The 15,522-nt window shown below is 67.5% G+C and carries 16 protein-coding genes; 11 read left to right on the top strand and 5 right to left on the bottom strand.

Annotated elements, in window-relative coordinates; all coding sequences use genetic code 11:
• Nucleotides 1–4: 4 nt before the first annotated feature.
• On the bottom strand, nt 5–1,249 hold the full coding sequence (locus tag L687_RS33100) for a beta-ketoacyl-[acyl-carrier-protein] synthase family protein (protein ID WP_021200115.1): 1,245 nt from the start codon (nt 1,247–1,249) through the stop codon (nt 5–7).
• Entirely contained in the window at nt 1,246–2,721 is a 1,476-nt protein-coding gene (locus L687_RS33105) for a class I adenylate-forming enzyme family protein (RefSeq protein WP_031207465.1), read from the bottom strand. Before L687_RS33105 ends, L687_RS33100 begins: the two co-directional genes overlap by 4 nt.
• Before the next feature lie 106 nt (nt 2,722–2,827).
• On the opposite strand from L687_RS33105, the gene L687_RS33110 reads away from it, so the two are divergent.
• The 3 genes from L687_RS33110 to L687_RS33115 are packed head-to-tail and all read left to right on the top strand — an operon-like array spanning nt 2,828 to nt 5,664.
• Nucleotides 2,828–3,412 carry a biotin transporter BioY gene (locus L687_RS33110; RefSeq protein WP_021200117.1) on the top strand — a complete coding sequence of 195 codons (585 nt, stop codon included), beginning with the start codon at nt 2,828–2,830 and terminating at the stop codon, nt 3,410–3,412.
• 18 nt (nt 3,413–3,430) lie between these two features.
• Nucleotides 3,431–5,392, top strand: coding sequence for an RHS repeat-associated core domain-containing protein (locus L687_RS0121675; RefSeq protein ID WP_031207467.1), 1,962 nt, complete (start codon nt 3,431–3,433; stop codon nt 5,390–5,392).
• A complete protein-coding gene (locus L687_RS33115; protein WP_152525899.1) occupies nt 5,386–5,664 on the top strand; it encodes a hypothetical protein in 279 nt (92 codons plus the stop codon). Before L687_RS0121675 ends, L687_RS33115 begins: the two co-directional genes overlap by 7 nt.
• Before the next feature lie 333 nt (nt 5,665–5,997).
• On the opposite strand, the gene L687_RS42810 is transcribed toward L687_RS33115, so the two are convergent.
• Nucleotides 5,998–6,156 (bottom strand): hypothetical protein, encoded by a 159-nt coding sequence (locus L687_RS42810; RefSeq protein WP_167256419.1) that lies wholly within the window; start codon nt 6,154–6,156, stop codon nt 5,998–6,000.
• A gap of 116 nt (nt 6,157–6,272) precedes the next feature.
• Here L687_RS42810 and L687_RS33120 point away from each other — a divergent pair, with 116 nt between their 5' ends.
• From L687_RS33120 to L687_RS33145, 6 genes are all read left to right on the top strand, one after another.
• A complete protein-coding gene (locus tag L687_RS33120; RefSeq protein ID WP_021200121.1) occupies nt 6,273–7,709 on the top strand; it encodes a dihydrolipoyl dehydrogenase family protein in 1,437 nt (478 codons plus the stop codon).
• Between the two features lie 178 nt (nt 7,710–7,887).
• Nucleotides 7,888–8,190 (top strand): DUF427 domain-containing protein, encoded by a 303-nt coding sequence (locus L687_RS33125; RefSeq protein WP_021200122.1) that lies wholly within the window; start codon nt 7,888–7,890, stop codon nt 8,188–8,190.
• An 80-nt stretch (nt 8,191–8,270) separates the two neighbouring features.
• Complete coding sequence (locus L687_RS33130; protein ID WP_021200123.1) at nt 8,271–9,143, top strand: ABC transporter ATP-binding protein; 873 nt, start codon at nt 8,271–8,273, stop codon at nt 9,141–9,143.
• A complete protein-coding gene (locus L687_RS33135; protein WP_021200124.1) occupies nt 9,140–9,823 on the top strand; it encodes an ABC transporter permease in 684 nt (227 codons plus the stop codon). Before L687_RS33130 ends, L687_RS33135 begins: the two co-directional genes overlap by 4 nt.
• The gene (locus L687_RS33140; protein ID WP_029258814.1) at nt 9,820–10,545 is read left to right on the top strand and encodes an ABC transporter permease; all 726 of its coding nucleotides are present in this window, start codon (nt 9,820–9,822) and stop codon (nt 10,543–10,545) included. The genes L687_RS33135 and L687_RS33140 overlap by 4 nt, the downstream gene beginning before the upstream one ends.
• 81 nt (nt 10,546–10,626) lie before the next feature.
• A complete protein-coding gene (locus tag L687_RS33145; RefSeq protein WP_021200126.1) occupies nt 10,627–11,541 on the top strand; it encodes an ABC transporter substrate-binding protein in 915 nt (304 codons plus the stop codon).
• 64 nt (nt 11,542–11,605) lie between these two features.
• Here L687_RS33145 and L687_RS33150 read toward each other — a convergent pair whose 3' ends face one another.
• On the bottom strand, nt 11,606–12,823 hold the full coding sequence (locus L687_RS33150) for an AI-2E family transporter (protein WP_021200127.1): 1,218 nt from the start codon (nt 12,821–12,823) through the stop codon (nt 11,606–11,608).
• A gap of 62 nt (nt 12,824–12,885) precedes the next feature.
• Here L687_RS33150 and L687_RS33155 point away from each other — a divergent pair, with 62 nt between their 5' ends.
• A complete protein-coding gene (locus tag L687_RS33155; protein WP_021200128.1) occupies nt 12,886–13,185 on the top strand; it encodes a chorismate mutase in 300 nt (99 codons plus the stop codon).
• A gap of 161 nt (nt 13,186–13,346) precedes the next feature.
• The gene (locus tag L687_RS33160; RefSeq protein WP_021200129.1) at nt 13,347–14,513 is read left to right on the top strand and encodes an ROK family protein; all 1,167 of its coding nucleotides are present in this window, start codon (nt 13,347–13,349) and stop codon (nt 14,511–14,513) included.
• Nucleotides 14,514–14,594: 81 nt separating this feature from the next.
• Here L687_RS33160 and L687_RS33165 read toward each other — a convergent pair whose 3' ends face one another.
• Complete coding sequence (locus tag L687_RS33165; RefSeq protein ID WP_021200130.1) at nt 14,595–15,521, bottom strand: carbohydrate ABC transporter permease; 927 nt, start codon at nt 15,519–15,521, stop codon at nt 14,595–14,597.
• Between the last annotated feature and the right edge of the window lies 1 nt (nt 15,522).

Raw genomic sequence — 15,522 nt, forward strand, 5'->3', positions numbered from 1 at the left:
TGATTCATTCGCTCGCGGTGAGCAGCAGCGCCGCGTTGTGGCCGCCGAAGCCGAACGAGGTCGACAGCACGGTGCGGACCGGATGCGGTCGTTCCCTGTCGCGTACGAAGTCCCAGTCGTCGGCACACGGATGCGACAGATTCATCGTCGGGGGCAGCACCTGATCGCGGAGCGTCATCGCGATGATGACGGCCTCGACGACGCCGGCCGCACCGAGCAGATGTCCGGTCGTCGACTTGGTCGCGGTGAGGGGAACGGACGATGCTCTCCGGCCGAGCGCCTGCGTGAGCGCGACCAGCTCGGCCTCATCGCCCAGGACGGTGCCCGTGCCGTGCGTGTTCACGTGGTCGATCTCGGCGGCGTCGACATCGGCGTCCGCGAGGCAGGCGTTGATCGCCCTCGTCGCCCCCGCGGCGGCAGGGTCGGGCGCGGTGGCGTGATGTGCGTCGCTGGTCGCGCCGAATCCGGCGATCGTCGCGAGGGGCCGAATGCCGCGCTCCCGTGCGGCATCGGCGGATTCCACCAGTACGGCGGCCGCGCCCTGAGCCATGACGAAGCCCGTGCGGGCGCGGTCGAAGGGGCGTGAGGCCGACGAGGGGTCGTCGCCGAAGCCCGTCGCGACCGAGCGGAGGTTCGCGTGCGCGGCGAGGTGCAGCGGGTTGAGGCAATCCTCCATCCCGACGACCAGCACGGTGTCGGCGTAACCGTGGCGGATCCGTCGAAGGGCTTCCCCGATCGCGACCGCTCCACTCGCGCAGGCCGCGGCGACCGCATGGGTCTGACCGAGGAATGCGTACCGTCTGCTGAGCACGCCGGCGATCGCATCCGCCGTTCCGTACACCGTGAGCCTCGGCGGCACCCGACGCGCCCCGTGGTCCCGCAGCGCGCCCGCGGCTCGCACGGTCGCATCTACCGGCCCGGAACCGGTCGCGACGATCACCTGCGCGACATCCGTCTGCCACGGCTGCCCCTGGACGCCCGCGTCGGCGAGTGCTTCATCGGCGGCGGTGATCGCCCACAGCTGCATCGGGGTGAGGTGCCGGGCGAGCGATGCCGCCAGATCGACCGGGGTGGTGAAGCCGTGCACCACTCCGCCGACCTGCACAGGGCCTGAGCCGGAGATCTCCGGAGGGAGGCGGGTGATGCCGCTTCGTCCCGCGCGCACAGACGCCCATGACGCCGATACCGTCAGTCCGCTCGGTGTGACCGCGCCGACACCGGTGATGACCACGGATCGCCTGCCGTTCATGCTCGCCCCTTCCCGAGCGCGACGAGATCCGCGACGGCGGCGCGACGGATCTTCCCGCCGGCGGTCCGCGGAAACTCCGGCAGCGCGTACCAGCGGCGCGGAACGGATGCCGGGGCGAGATGCTGTTTCGCCCACCGACGCAGCTCCGCGGCGGGTGGGGCGACGCCTTCGGTGACCAGCGCGATACGCGTGCCGAGACGCTCGTCGCTCTCGGTGATCGCGCAACAGGCGCTGAGGCCCGGCATCCCTTCGAACGCGCGGTCGACCTCGTCGAGCGCGACGGTGTGTCCGCCCGTGGTGACGACGTCGCCTCTTCGGCCGACGAACGTGAAGTCCCGGCCGAGCAGTCGCCCTTGATCGTGCACGCTCGCCCAGCCGTCAGCGTCCGTCAACGATGTCGTGCTCGTCTTCGGCAGGTAGTCGGTCGAGCAGGAGGGCGAGCGCACCCAGAGACTGCCGAGCTCGCCGGGAGCCAGGTCGTCGCCGTCATCGCCACGGACGCGGGCCTCGACCTGCGGGTAGAGCCGGATGGCTTCGTCGCCGGCGCGATCGTCGCCGATGAAGCCGAGTTCGCCGGTGCCGAAGTAGCCGATGCTCCGGGCATGGGGGAGCGCCTCGGCGACGTCGGCTCGCGTCGATGCGGAGAGCGCCGCCCCTCCCGTGACGATGAGCTCGATGCCGTCGTACCGTCCCGGATGGCGGAGGGCTGCGTCGACGAGTGTCGTCACCGCCGCGGGGATCGTGACGAGGCGCGTGATGCGCTCGTCGTGCACGCGGGAGGTGAGCCACAGCTCGTCCAGGCTGTCGGCGACGTGCAGCTGACCACCCGTGGCGAGTACCTCGAACAGTGTGTACAGGGTCAGGCTGTACGACATCGGGCCGGGCGCGAAAGTCGCGACGCCATCGTGCGCGCCCAAGTGCTCGCGGGACACCTCGATGTTCGCCGCGTACTGCGCTCGCGTCTTGAGGAACGCCTTCGGCGCGCCCGTCGTACCGGATGACGTCAGCAGCAGGAACGGGGTGTCGTCGGCGGGAACCTCCGGCTCCGCGGCATTCGGGGTGGTGGGGGCGAGGTCGGCGAGTCGGAGGACCGGTCCGCGCCATCCGCTCGCTCGAAGTGCCGTTTTGAGCGCAGGAGCATCCGTGATGAGGGCCGTCGCTCCGGTGGCGGCGATCAGTCGCATCTGTAGAGCGGTCGGCCATCGTTCATCGATGACGGTGAGAATGCGCGGGCCGGCCTCTACCGCGACGGAGATGCGTGCGATGTCGACGGCGGTGGACAAGCAGATGGCGACGATCGGTGGCAGGGCCGAGGGGAGATGCGGATGATCCGTGGTCGCGGCCATCATGAGCTGGCTCTCGAGAGTCGCTGAGATTCGACGGGACTCGGCGTGGAGTTCGCCGTACGTCAGGTGGGCATCGCGGCCGACGATCGCCCAGCGGTCGGGGTCGTCGGCCGCGATACGGTGCAGCGTCGGGGTGAGAGACGTGACGACTCCTGGGGTGGGTTTGCGTGGGGAGGGCGGGCGTCCCTATTCTAATGAACACCGTTCAGGTGAACGGTGTTCAGGAGGATTCATGACCAAGCCCCGCGCCACCGACACAAGCGCCTCGATCGGACGCATCGCGGTCTTCGCAGCTCTGATCGTCGTGCTCGGCACCGTGATCGTGCCCCTGCCGAGCGGCGTGCCGATCACGGCGCAGACCCTGGGGGTCATGCTCGCCGGACTCGTGCTGGGGCCGCGTCTCGCGCCACTCGCCGTGGTCCTGGTGCTCGCGCTCGCCGCGGTCGGACTTCCGGTTCTCGCGGGTGGTCGTGGCGGCCTCGGCGTGTTCGTCGGACCGAGTGCCGGGTACCTCGTCGGCTGGATCGCCGGAGTCGTGGTGATCGGGCTCCTCATGCGCACGGGACGCTTCACGTGGTGGCGTTCCGCGACTGCCGCGTTCGTCGGCGGGGTGCTCGTCGTCTACGCATTCGGCATCCCTGTGCAGGCGCTCGTGACCGGCGTGCCGCTCGGACCCACCGCGCTGTCGAGTCTCGCCTTCCTGCCGGGAGACCTGATCAAGGTGGTGGCCGCGACGCTGGTTGCGGTCGCGCTCCGGCGGGCCTACCCGCGTGCGTTCGCCGATGGTCGGCGGGTGCGGACGGTTTCTGCGGTCTAGGAATCCGCGCAAGCTCGAGTGACGAACGGTGGATACACCACCGTCACGAGCGGGGTGTCGGTCGCGGGTTCGCCGAATGACTCGACGATCACGACGGTCACCGACCTGCTCGGTCGGACCGTGAGCTACACGGATGTGTGGGGCACGGTGACCACGCCCACATACGACCCGACTTCCGGTCGTGTGACCCAGATCTCTACGACTCCTGCCGGTGGCGCGGCGTCGGTGACGGCGTACACGTACGACGCCGACGGCAAGGTGAAGACGGTCGCGGTCGATGGGCAGCAGCTCGCATCGGTCACTTACGACGCCCTGCAGCGACTGAAGCAGGTCGCGTACCCGGATGGGTCGGCGTTGAGCAGTGTGGGTCGGGATGTGGCGGAGCGGGTGGTCGGTCAGGAGTGGCTGGTCGGCGGGCAGGTCGTGTCGGATGCTGTGGTGCGTTCGCAGTCGGGGCGTGTGGTGAAGCAGCGGTCGTCGATGGGGTCGGCGTCGTATTCGTCGACATACGGGTATGACGCGGCTGGGCGGTTGGTGTCGGCGACCATTCCGGGGCATGAGTTCACGTATGGGTTCGGGTCGTCGGGTGGGTGTGGTCCGAATGCGGCGGCGGGGATGTCGGGGAACCGGACGGGTCTGACGGATGTGCGGACGGCGCCGGGCCAGGCGGCCGTGACCACGACGACGACGTCCTGTTACGACTGGGCGGATCGGTTGTTGTCGTCGTCGGTGACGGGGGCGGTCCCGGGTGCGACGACGGTGATGGATGGTCTGGCGGCGTCGGAGATTGTGTACGACGTGCGGGGGAACACGGTTCGTCTGGGCGATATGCAGTTCTCCTACGACGCGGCCAACCGGCACATCGGGACGACGTATGACGATGGCACGACGGTGCGGATTATGCGCGACGCGTCCGGACGCATCGCCACACGCACCATTGACCCGACTGGTGATGCCCCCGCGGTGACGACGAGCTACTTGTTTGCGGCGGGTGGTGATGCGGCGTGGGGTCAGAAGTCCGGTGCGGAGTTGACCCGGAGTGTCGGGTTGCCGGGCGGGGTGTCGTGGACGAACCAGGCCGGGGTGGTGACGTGGTCGTTCCCCGGGTTGGGTGGACACGGTCTCGTGACCCGCACCGGGGTGACGACGAGTGCGTTGTTGTTGTGGGATCCGTTTGGTCAGCCGGTGGACCCGGTGACGTTCGCGATCGGCACCACTGCGTCGGATGACTCCGGGCAGGTGGCGGGGAACACGCTGTGGCATCAGGGGGCGTTGAAGCCCGCGGAATCGGCAGGGTCGGCTCTGGTGGTGGAGATGGGCGTGCGGTTGTATGTCCCCGCCCTCGGGAGGTTCCTGCAAGTCGACCCCATCGAAGGCGGTGGAGCGAACGACTACTCCTGGCCTACGGATCCCATCAACGGACACGACCTCACCGGCAAGAAATGGTCCATCGCTCCACTAGTCGACGGTGGCTCGACAGCCGCGAAACGGTCAGGGACCAAGCCTCTAACGTGGCTAGGAGGAGGCGGATTGCCGTTTAGTAAGTCACGCCCCAAGGCAAGTGGCACGCCCACGCTCATCTCGCAGCTCGCCGCGCTGCCCGCCGCACCGTCACAGCCAACCCGCACCGGGCCCAAGCAGCAACCTCTCTGGCAATGGATGCCCGAAAACGGTGGAACTGCAGACCTCACTGTCTCAGCCTGCGCCGGTGCCTGTCTCAACCTCTCAATTGGTCACGACGGTACGGGCCGAGTCGGACTTGGTTTCGGCCTGAAGGCGGGAGTATCGGTCTCAGCGGGAGCATCGACTGAGTCTGAAGGGGGGCTCTATTTGGGAGGAAGCTGCACTGCGGTCATGGGACCGGTGGGTGGCTACATCTCAGGCGGAATCCAAGAGAACGGGCCACTAGGATATGGGGGTGGCGGCGTCTCGGTGGGCGCAGCTCTCGGATGCAGCGCAGACGTCGGATGGGGATGGTGAACTTGAACTTCGTTCATGCTGGCACGATTCTCCCGAATTTGATCTTTGGGTTGATGGCCGTCGTTTTAGGGATGCTTACCATTCGCTATCGTCGGCGGCTCAACGACGCGGTCTACAAGAACCAAAAAGCGATGTTCGGTCAGCGTGCCGCTCAGGCCTCGGCGGGCCGCCAGACGCCGTTTATGATGGGGGTCGTCGGCGCCGGAATCATACTCGTGGGTCTCGTCATGCTAGCTTTTGCGATGACGGGTATTGTTCAAAACTTTCTTTGATGGATTTCTTTCGCGTCATCGATGGCTGAGTATGTGAAGACCGTGGCGGCGGGATCCGTCAGCGAGTTCCTGCGGGCGGCGGAGGGGATGTTCACTAAGGTTCGCCAGCGAATTGAGAGCGTCCACCCCGAACTACTCAGGAACCCCCACTATCGGGAACTGCTCGGTTCGTACGGGCGACCGTTGCCGTGAACGTAGCTCGGCGTAGATCCCGGAGCGATCCCCCAGCAGATCCGTCGACGTCACCTCAGCGGAACCGGTGACGTTCGACCGGGGTAGCCTGCAACGCTCAGATTGGAGTGAGTGAGGCATCGGGTTGGTGGCGCCTGCGGGCTACTGCTGCTGTGCACGGTGGATCACGCCGTGTGTGATTCCACGGATGATGATGAAGGCCATCAAGGCGGCGGCGATGAGGAAGGCCTCGCCCAGAATGCTGGACCACATCGTGGCGCGGGCGGGGCCTCCGCCGCCGATCCAAACAACGAACCACACTCTATGACCTGCCCCAGGCGTTCCCCGCCACGCCGCCGGGAACAACTCACCCGTGACTCGACGTTGCTCATGAGCGAGACTGGGCCACGTAACCGGCTCACGGAGAGGTGCGACGCATGAACGCTGCGGAGAAGACCGACGAGTACGACCTGATCGTGTTGGGCGGTGGTCCGGTGGGCGAGAATGTCGCCGATCGCGCCGTGCAGGGCGGACTCACCGCGATCATCGTGGAGAGCGAGCTTGTCGGAGGCGAGTGTTCCTACTGGGCGTGCATGCCGTCGAAGGCGCTGCTGCGTTCGGCGCAGGCGCTCAGGGCAGCTCAGCACGTGGGTGGGTCTTCGCAGGCGGTGACCGGAAAGCTCGATGTGCGCGCCGTGTTCGACCGCCGCGACTCGTTCACCAGCAACTGGTCGGACGACGGTCAGGTCAAGTGGCTCGAGTCGGCCGGCATCGACCTGGCCCGCGGCCACGGCCGCATCACGGGCGAACGCGAGGTGACCGTGACCGATGCCGACGGCGCCGAGCGCGTGCTCACGGCCCGGCACGCTGTCGCGATCAGCACCGGATCGGATGCCGTCATCCCGCCCATCGACGGACTCCGCGGGGCCACCCCGTGGACCAGCCGCGAGGCGACGAGCGCAGAAGAGCTGCCCGAGAGCCTGGCCGTCATCGGCGGAGGCGTCGTGGCCGTCGAGATGGCGACTGCCTATGCCGCACTCGGCTCGAAGGTCACCGTGATCGCCCGCAGCGGCCTGCTCGGCGGGATGGAGCCCTTCGCGGGCGAGCGCGTCGCCGCAGGCCTCAAGGAACTCGGCGTCGACGTGCGCACCGGCACGGGCACCACATCCGTGCGCCGCGGCGCGGACGGCGTGACCATCACCCTCGACGGCGGCGAGGAGATCACCGCGACCGAGGTGCTGGCCGCGACGGGTCGCTCGCCCCGAAGCGGTGACATCGGCCTCGACGTCGTGGGACTGGAACCCGGTCGCTGGATCGAGACGGACGACACGCTCCGCGTCCCCGGATCCGACTGGCTCTATGCGGTCGGCGACGTCAACGGGCGCGTGCTCCTCACCCACCAGGGCAAGTACCAGGCGCGCGCTGCCGGCGATGTGATCGTCGCCCGCGCCCAGGGCGAAGATGTCGACGATGCCCCGTGGGGCCGTCACGTCGCCACGGCCGACCAGGCCGCTGTCCCGCAGGTCACGTTCTCGATCCCCGAGGTCGGCTCCGTCGGGCTCACCGAGGGCCAGGCGGTCAAGGCCGGTATCGCGGTGAAGGCCGTCGACTACGACCTGGGCTGGGTCGCCGGCGCGAGCCTCTACGAAGACGGCTTCGAAGGCCAGGCGCGGCTCGTGGTCGACACCGACCGCGACGTCGTGATCGGTGCGACGTTCGTCGGTCCTGAGGTGGCGGAACTGGTGCACGCGGCGACCGTGGCGGTCGTTGGAGAGGTGCCGATCGCCCGCCTCTGGCATGCGGTGCCGTCGTACCCCACGATCAGCGAGATCTGGCTGCGACTGCTCGAGGGGTACGGTCGCGACTCCGCCTGATCGACACTGGGGCGTGACCCGCATCGGGGTCTGATCCCGCCGTCCGTGGCAATCCGTTCTTCCGATCGCATCGAACAGGATCCGGATTGTTTCTCATATTGACGGCCGCGGCGCAACCCTCACCCCCGATGTCCGCACCGTCTTATACGCTCATACCCACATCCGAGGAGGCAGGACCATGAAGGCTGTACTCGCAGGAACCGTCATCGCCGAAGCCGACGAGAGTGATCTCGCCCGCATCGAGGGGAACTGGTACTTCCCACCGGCGTCCATCACGCCCGGAGTGCTCGTCGAGAGCCCCACGCCCTACACCTGTCCGTGGAAGGGGGCCGCTCAGTACTACTCGGTGCAGACCGAGGGCGAGCTCCACACCGACTACGCCTGGTCGTACCCGAACCCCTACCCCTCGGCATTCGACCGCGTCGGCAAGGACTTCTCCGGGTTCGTGGCGTTCGATCCCCGTGTCGAGGTCGGCCCGTAGCCATCTGAAGAGCCCCGTAGCCATCAGAAGAGCCTAGACTCGTCCGCTCACACATCGATCGACCGACTGGAGACCAGCCCATGATCGAGTTCCGCAACGTCACCAAGCGCTTCCCCGGCGGCGCCCTCGCCGTCAATGACTTCAGCCTCGTGTTGCCCTCGCGCAAGACCACGGTGTTCGTCGGCTCGTCCGGCTGCGGTAAGACCACTCTGCTCCGCATGATCAACCGCATGGTCGAGCCGACTTCCGGCGAGGTCGAGATCGACGGCGAGAGCGTGCTCCAGGGTGACCCGGTGGCCCTGCGTCGACGCATCGGCTACGTGATGCAGAACTCCGGTCTCATGCCGCACTTCACGGTCATCGACAACGTGGCTACGGTGCTGCGCCTGACCGGCGTGAAGAAGGCTGCCGCCCATAAGCGCGCACGGGAACTGCTCGACACGGTCGGTCTCGACCAGGCACTCGCCGAGCGGTACCCGAGCCAGTTGTCCGGCGGTCAGCAGCAGCGCGTCGGTGTGGCCCGCGGTCTTGCCGCCGACCCGAACATCCTGCTCATGGACGAGCCCTTCGGTGCGGTCGACCCCATCGTGCGGGCCGACCTGCAGCAGGAGACCCTGCGGCTGCAGCGCGAGCTCGACAAGACGGTCGTGTTCGTCACGCACGACATCGACGAGGCGTTCCTGCTCGGCGACCAGGTCGTCATCCTCGACAAGGGTGCGCGAATCGTGCAGGTCGGCAGCCCCAGCGAGATCATCGAGAACCCTGCGGACGACTTCGTCTCGGCGTTCATCGGCGCCGAACGCGGACGCCGTGCTCTGCACCTCAAGCAGACGCCGCACGGCACCGTGGTGGTCGACGGCGAGGGTCGCACCCAGGGGGCGATCATCGATGTTCCTGATGCCGTGACCGACGCGCTTCTGAGCGAGGAGAGCGCGACGAAGGGCGCTCCGTGAACTGGATCGGCGACAATCTCGGCCTCATCCTCGAGCTGACCGGGATCCACCTGCAGCAGAGCGCGATCGCCATCGTGCTCGGCTTCGTGCTGTCGCTGCCGCTGGGGTGGGTCGCATGGCGTTATCAGCTGGTGAAGGGGCCGGTCATCGTTCTCACCGGACTCCTCTACACGATCCCCTCGCTCGCGCTGCTGATCCTGCTCCCGTCCGTCGCCGGATATCCCGCCCGCAGCCCCGTGAACCTCATCATCGGCCTCACGATCTACGCGGTCGCGATCCTGGTGCGCGCGGTATCCGACGGCCTCGACTCGGTCGACCCCGCCATCCGGCAATCCGCGACCGCGATGGGTTACGGCGGCTTCCGCCGGTTCTGGACCGTCGACTTCCCGCTCGCCGGTCCCGTCGTGCTCGCCGGTCTCCGCGTGGCAGCCGTCAGCACCATCTCCCTCGCCACGGTCGGCATCCTGGTCGGGGTGAACAACCTCGGTTACCTGTTCACCAACGGCCTGCAGCGTCGCATCCTCGCCGAGGTGTTCGCCGGCGTCATCGCGGTGGTCGTGATCGCGCTCGTGATCGACCTGCTGCTCCTTCTCCTGGGTCGCGCACTGATGCCGTGGACGCGCGCGGCGAAGACACCGTCGGCCGCACGACAGGCCGCCACCCTGAGGACCGCCGCATGAACGTGTTCACCGACGCCTTCGCCTGGCTCTTCTCCCCTGACCGCTGGGAGGGGCCGTACTCCCTGCCCATCCTGTTCGGCCAGCACATGTACTACACGCTGATCTCGGTGCTCATCGCCGGCATCATCGCGATTCCCCTGGGGTGGCTCATCGGTCACACCGGCAAAGGCCGTGAGATCGCGGTCGCGGTCTCCGGCGCGGCACGTGCCATCCCGTCTTTCGGTCTCATGGTGCTGCTCGTGCTGATCCTGGGCGTGCTCCGCGTTCCCGAGGCCGCGATCATCACGTTCGTGCTCCTCGCGATCCCCTCGCTCCTCGCCGGCGCCTACACCGGCCTCGAAGCCATCGACCGTCGCGTGCTCGACTCCGCGCGTTCGATGGGCATGACCGAGTGGCAGGTGTTCTGGAAGGTCGAGGTCCCGCTCGGTCTCCCGCTGCTCGTCGGCGGCATCCGCGCGGCGCTCTTGCAGGTGATCGCCACGGTCACGATCGCCGCATACGTGAACCTCGGCGGACTCGGCTGGCCGATCATCCAGGGCATTCCGCTGCGCAAGTTCGACCAGGTGCTCGGAGGGGCGATCCTCGTCGCGGTGCTCGCCCTGGTCGTCGACCTGATCTTCGCCCTGCTCCAGCACGCCGCCGTCCCCGCGGGGGTGCGCGCACCGACCACCACACGTCGCTCGCGCGCGGCCGCTGCCTCGCCGGCACCGGCCACCGCCTGACGCCCATCATTCGACTCATCCCACAGCCCTCACACCGTCCCACAGCACCAACCCCGTTGTCCCAGAGAAGAGGAAGTCCTCATGTTCACAGCACGTAAGTCACGACTCGCCCTTGCCGGTGGTGCCGCGCTCGCCGCGGTGCTCGTCCTCGGCGGCTGCGCGAACAGCAACCCGCTCGACGCCCCGAGCGAAGGCTCGAGCTCCGGCGGCGACACGATCGTCATCGGCTCGCAGGCGTATTACTCGAACGAGATCATCGCCGAGATCTACGCCCAGGCTCTCGAGGGTGCCGACATCAAGGTCGACCGCCAGTTCAACATCGGACAGCGCGACGCCTACATGCCCGATGTCGAGTCCGGCGCGATCGACCTGTTCCCGGAGTACACCGGCAACCTGCTCGAGTACCTCGACAAGGACGCGACCGCCACCAGCCCGGAAGACGTCTACGCCGCTCTGAAGGAAGCTCTGCCCAAGGGCCTGACCGCTCTGGACTACGCCGAGGCCTCTGACCAGGACACCTACACGGTGCTGAAGAGCTTCGCCGAAGAGAACGGCCTCACCACGATCGGCGACCTCTCGAAGGTCACGACCCCGGTCACGATCGGTGCCGCGCCCGAGTTCGAGCAGCGTCCGTACGGTCCGGCTGCGGCCAAGGAGGTCTACGGCGTCGATCTCGGCTTCTCGGCCACCGGCCCGACCACGCTCGAGTCGCTGCTCGCCGGCGAGATCCAGGTCGCCGACATCTACTCGGCAGACCCGGCCTTCCAGACCGAAGACATCGTCGCGCTCGAAGACCCGGAGAACATCATCCTGGCCTCGAACGTCGTGCCGATCGTCTCGAGCGACGTCGCCGACGAGATCGCCGACGTGATCAACGCGGTCAGCAAGAAGCTCACCGCCGAGGAGCTCGTGGGGCTGAACGTGCAGAGCACGGTCGACCAGAAGTCGGCGGAGGACATCGCCAAGAAGTGGCTGGCAGACAACAAGCTCAGCTGAGTCGTCATCACGCAGAAGCGCCCGGGCCCCCTGAGGGTCCGGGCGCTTCTGCGTGGCGGGTGGGTCAGATCCGGGCATCCTGCTTCGGGACGAGAACCTGTTTGATGATGATGAGGATCGACGCGGTCACCGGCACGGCGACCAGCGCCCCGAGCAGACCGAGCAGTGTGCCGCCGGCGAGAGCACCGATCACGACGAGAGAACCCGGCACCGAGACCGCCTTGTTCATGACGCGTGGGGTGATCACGTAGGCCTCGATCTGCATGTAGACGAGGTAGATCGCCGCGAAGATCAGGGCGGCGATCGGGTTGGTGAACAGCGCCAGGCAGGTGCCGAGGATCCAGAACAGCACCGAGCCGACCAGCGGGATCAACGTGATGCAGAAGGCGATGGCCGCCATCAGCGGGGGGAACGGCAACCCGAGGAAGAGGTAGAGCAGGAACGCGAGCGTCGCGTTGCAGAACGCGAGCACGACCATGCCCATCACGTAGCCGCCGACCGAGTCGGTGATCTGGTCGGTGATGTCGCCGGCACGAGCGCGGTCGCGGGCGGGGGCGAGACGCAGCAGACCCTGCTTCATCGACGGCAGCGACGCGAGGAAGTACAGCGTCAGCACGAGCACGACGATGGCTCCGGAGATGCTGGTGGCGATCGAAGCGCCCACGGCCAGGGCGCCGCCGCCGATCGTCGCGAGGTTGCCGAAGTCGGTGAGGAAGGACTGCACCTGGGCGACCAGTTCTTGGAACTGGTCACCGAACTGGGCTTCGAGGGTCGCGTAGATGTCGCTGTGCGTGAAGTCCTTGATCATGCCGGGCACGGACTGCACGAAGCTCACGATCTGATCGATCACGACGGGAACGATCATCCAGAGCACGAGGGCGAACACCACGATGAGTGCGAGGATCGTGATGACCACCGAGATCACACGCGAGAGTCCACGGCGTTCCAGGAACCGTACGGCGGGGTCGAGTCCGAGCGCACCGAACAGGGCGAGGGCGATGTAGATGAGCACGGTCGACAGGTTCGACAGCGCGAGGCCGATCACGATCGCCCCGAGTCCACCCAGCGTCACGAGGAAGCCGAACACGAACGGGCGGTCGATGCGCGTCCAGAACGAACGGCTCGGCGTCGTCGGCTCGATCACGACCGGGATCGGGGCGTCTGCGACGGCCGGCACGGATGCGGGTGCGGCCTTGCGACGGCCGGTCGCCGGCGCGGCGGGAGTCGCGGCGGATGCGTCGTCGGCGTGGGGCGCGGATTCCGGCGGCTCTTCGTTGCTCATGTGCTCACGATAGCGGTGCCATGGATCGAAACCAGGATGTCACGCGGCTCTAGAGTAGGGGCATGACCGCCGCCGAGGACCCGAAGGCCGAACTGCTCCGGCTTCGCGCCACCATCGACAACATCGACGCCGCACTGATCTTCATGCTGGCCGAGCGCTTCCGCGCGACTCAGCAGGTCGGGCATCTGAAAGCGGAGCATGAGATGCCGGCATCGGACCCGAATCGGGAGGAACAGCAGGTCGCCCGGCTGCGTGCTCTCGCCGAGGAGGCGCACCTCGACCCGGAGTTCGCGGAGAAGTGGTTCAACTTCGTGGTGGCAGAGGTCATCCGTCACCACACCGAAGCGGCCGAGAGCCGCTGAGGAGGAGCCGGACGGGCGACGGTGTGTGCAGCACTCGCCCGTCCGGAGCTTTGTGAGATTCATTGACCAACTAAGTTCAATGAATAAACTTAGGGAGAGACTACGGATCGCGCCACGATCTGTCAACAGCTCGCGACGGGCGAGCGTCGGAACGGGAACACATGCTCAGCACGGATGACGGCCTCGACACCCAGGCGTCTGTTCGGCGTGCGAACCTGCGCCGGGCTCTGCAGCTGGTCTTCCGGAATCCGGGCACGCAGACGCGCGCGGGCATCGCGAGGTCGACCGGGCTGACCGCCGCCACCGCGTCATCGCTGGTCGCCGAACTCATCGAGAACCGGCTGATCGTCGAAGGGGAGCAGGCGGCGAGCACCGGTGGCAAACGGGCGACCACTCTGAGCGTCGATGCGGACCATCACCTGATCCTGGTGCTGGTGATCCAGCCCCTGCACGCCGACATCGCTCTCGTGGCGCTCGACGGCACCGAGGTCGACCTCCGTCGCGTGAGCTACACCGCCGAGAACCGCGACCGCACCCTCGACGAGGCGGTGTCGGCCGTGGCGGAGGAGTTCGGCGGACGGCTCCTCGCCGCCGGCGTGCAGCTGCCGGGCACGACCGATGGGCGGTCGGTGCTCGAGAGCGTGCAGCTCAAATGGCAGAACGTCCCCCTCGCCGACCGGTTCGAGCGTGTGCTGGGAGCGCCCGTGCTGCTGATCAACGACGTCGACGCCGAAGCCATCGCCGAGGCGGGTATGGAGGAGTCGCCGTCCGGCTACCGCCTCTTCATCCATCTCGGCGGCGGTGTCGGCGCGGCCGTCACGCTCGACGGCGAGCTGGCTCCCGGCCCCCGAGACCGCGCGGGTGAGATCGGACATGTGCAGGTCGTGTTCGGCGACGCCGCGCGCGCCTGCCGATGCGGGCAGCGCGGCTGCCTGGAATCGGCCGCCGCTCTCGGGGCGATGCTCGGCGACGACTTCTCCGACGCCATGGATGCCCCGGAGATCCGCGCGCTCGCGGCTCAGGCCGACGAGGAGCAACTCGATGAGGGGGCTCGCGCGCTGGCCAGAGCCGTCAAGCTCATCGGCGCGCTGCTCGACCCGATCGAGGTCGTCATCGGCGGCCCGGCAACCGAGCTCGGACCGCGCTTCCTCGATCGCGTGCGCCGTGAGACCGAGTACCCCGCCCGCGGCACGGCGCAGGTTCCGGTGCGCTACGCCGATCCTCGTGTGTCGCTCGCCGCCGGAGCCGCCCAGGCCGCACTGACGTCGGCGCTCGGCGTGCGCTGGAATCCCGAGCAGCTGCGCGCGGCATCGACGTCGCGCTCCTGACCGGCAGACGCACATCCGCCCGACGGGTGCTCCCATCGGGCGGATGTCGTCAAGCGGATGTCGACGCGCGGATGCGGAGGGCTACTTGACGCTGCCCGCCGTCAAGCCGCCGACGAGACGCTTCTCGATGAGCATGAACAGGATGACCACGGGCAGGATCGCGACGATCGAGACGCCGAACACGTACTGCCAGCTCGTCTCGTACTGACCGACGAACTTGGTCAGAGCGACCGACAACGGCTGGTTCTTGTCGGTCGACAGGATCACGAGCGACGCCGCGAACTCGTTCCAGCAGGCGACGAAGGTGAACACGATCGCCGTGACGATGCCCGGCCACACGAGCGGCAGGTTGATCTTGAACAGCACGGTGAAGCGCCCGGCGCCGTCGATCTGGGCGGCCTCGTCGACCTCCTTGGGGATGCCGGCGAAGAACGAGTGCATGATCCACACCGCGAACGACAGGTTGAAGGCCGCGTTGATGAAGATCATCGCGATCCAGGTGTCGCCGAGCCCGAGCACGGTGAACTGGCGGAACAGACCTGAGGTGAGCACGGCCGGCTGCAGCATCTGCGTGACGATGACCAGGAACAGGAACACCATGCGGCCGGGGAACTTGAAGCGCGCCGTGTAGTACGCCGCCGGAAGCGAGACCAGCAGGACCAGCAGCGTCGCGAACACGGCGATGACGATGGTCGAGATCAGGTTGTACGGCAGGGGCGTCTCGGGGGTGGACCACATCGAGATGTAGTTCTCCCAGTGCCACTCGATCGGGAGGTAGGTCGGATCGACCGACCGGATCTGCGACTTGGTCTTCACCGAGCCGAAGAACATGATCAGGTAGGGCAGCACGAAGATGGCGAGCACCAGGAGACCGGCGACGGTGCGCAGGATCACCCGGGGCAGCGTGACCTGGTCTTCGGTGTAGCGGCGCTTGCGGCCGGGTGTCGGCGGCGTGCGACGACCGCGGCCTCCGGCGGTGGTCACGAGCTCGGTCTCGGTCATGGTCATG

It is taken from the genome of Microbacterium maritypicum MF109 (assembly GCF_000455825.1).
GTDB lineage: Bacteria > Actinomycetota > Actinomycetes > Actinomycetales > Microbacteriaceae > Microbacterium > Microbacterium maritypicum_A.

Coding starts and splice junctions, on each gene's coding strand:
- L687_RS33100 (WP_021200115.1), bottom strand. CDS start 1,249: ATGAACGGCAGGCGATCCGTGGTCATCACCGGTGTCGGCGCGGTCACA.
- L687_RS33110 (WP_021200117.1), top strand. CDS start 2,828: ATGACCAAGCCCCGCGCCACCGACACAAGCGCCTCGATCGGACGCATC.
- L687_RS33115 (WP_152525899.1), top strand. CDS start 5,386: ATGGTGAACTTGAACTTCGTTCATGCTGGCACGATTCTCCCGAATTTG.
- L687_RS33120 (WP_021200121.1), top strand. CDS start 6,273: ATGAACGCTGCGGAGAAGACCGACGAGTACGACCTGATCGTGTTGGGC.
- L687_RS33125 (WP_021200122.1), top strand. CDS start 7,888: ATGAAGGCTGTACTCGCAGGAACCGTCATCGCCGAAGCCGACGAGAGT.
- L687_RS33130 (WP_021200123.1), top strand. CDS start 8,271: ATGATCGAGTTCCGCAACGTCACCAAGCGCTTCCCCGGCGGCGCCCTC.
- L687_RS33140 (WP_029258814.1), top strand. CDS start 9,820: ATGAACGTGTTCACCGACGCCTTCGCCTGGCTCTTCTCCCCTGACCGC.
- L687_RS33145 (WP_021200126.1), top strand. CDS start 10,627: ATGTTCACAGCACGTAAGTCACGACTCGCCCTTGCCGGTGGTGCCGCG.
- L687_RS33150 (WP_021200127.1), bottom strand. CDS start 12,823: ATGAGCAACGAAGAGCCGCCGGAATCCGCGCCCCACGCCGACGACGCA.
- L687_RS33155 (WP_021200128.1), top strand. CDS start 12,886: ATGACCGCCGCCGAGGACCCGAAGGCCGAACTGCTCCGGCTTCGCGCC.
- L687_RS33160 (WP_021200129.1), top strand. CDS start 13,347: ATGCTCAGCACGGATGACGGCCTCGACACCCAGGCGTCTGTTCGGCGT.
- L687_RS33165 (WP_021200130.1), bottom strand. CDS start 15,521: ATGACCATGACCGAGACCGAGCTCGTGACCACCGCCGGAGGCCGCGGT.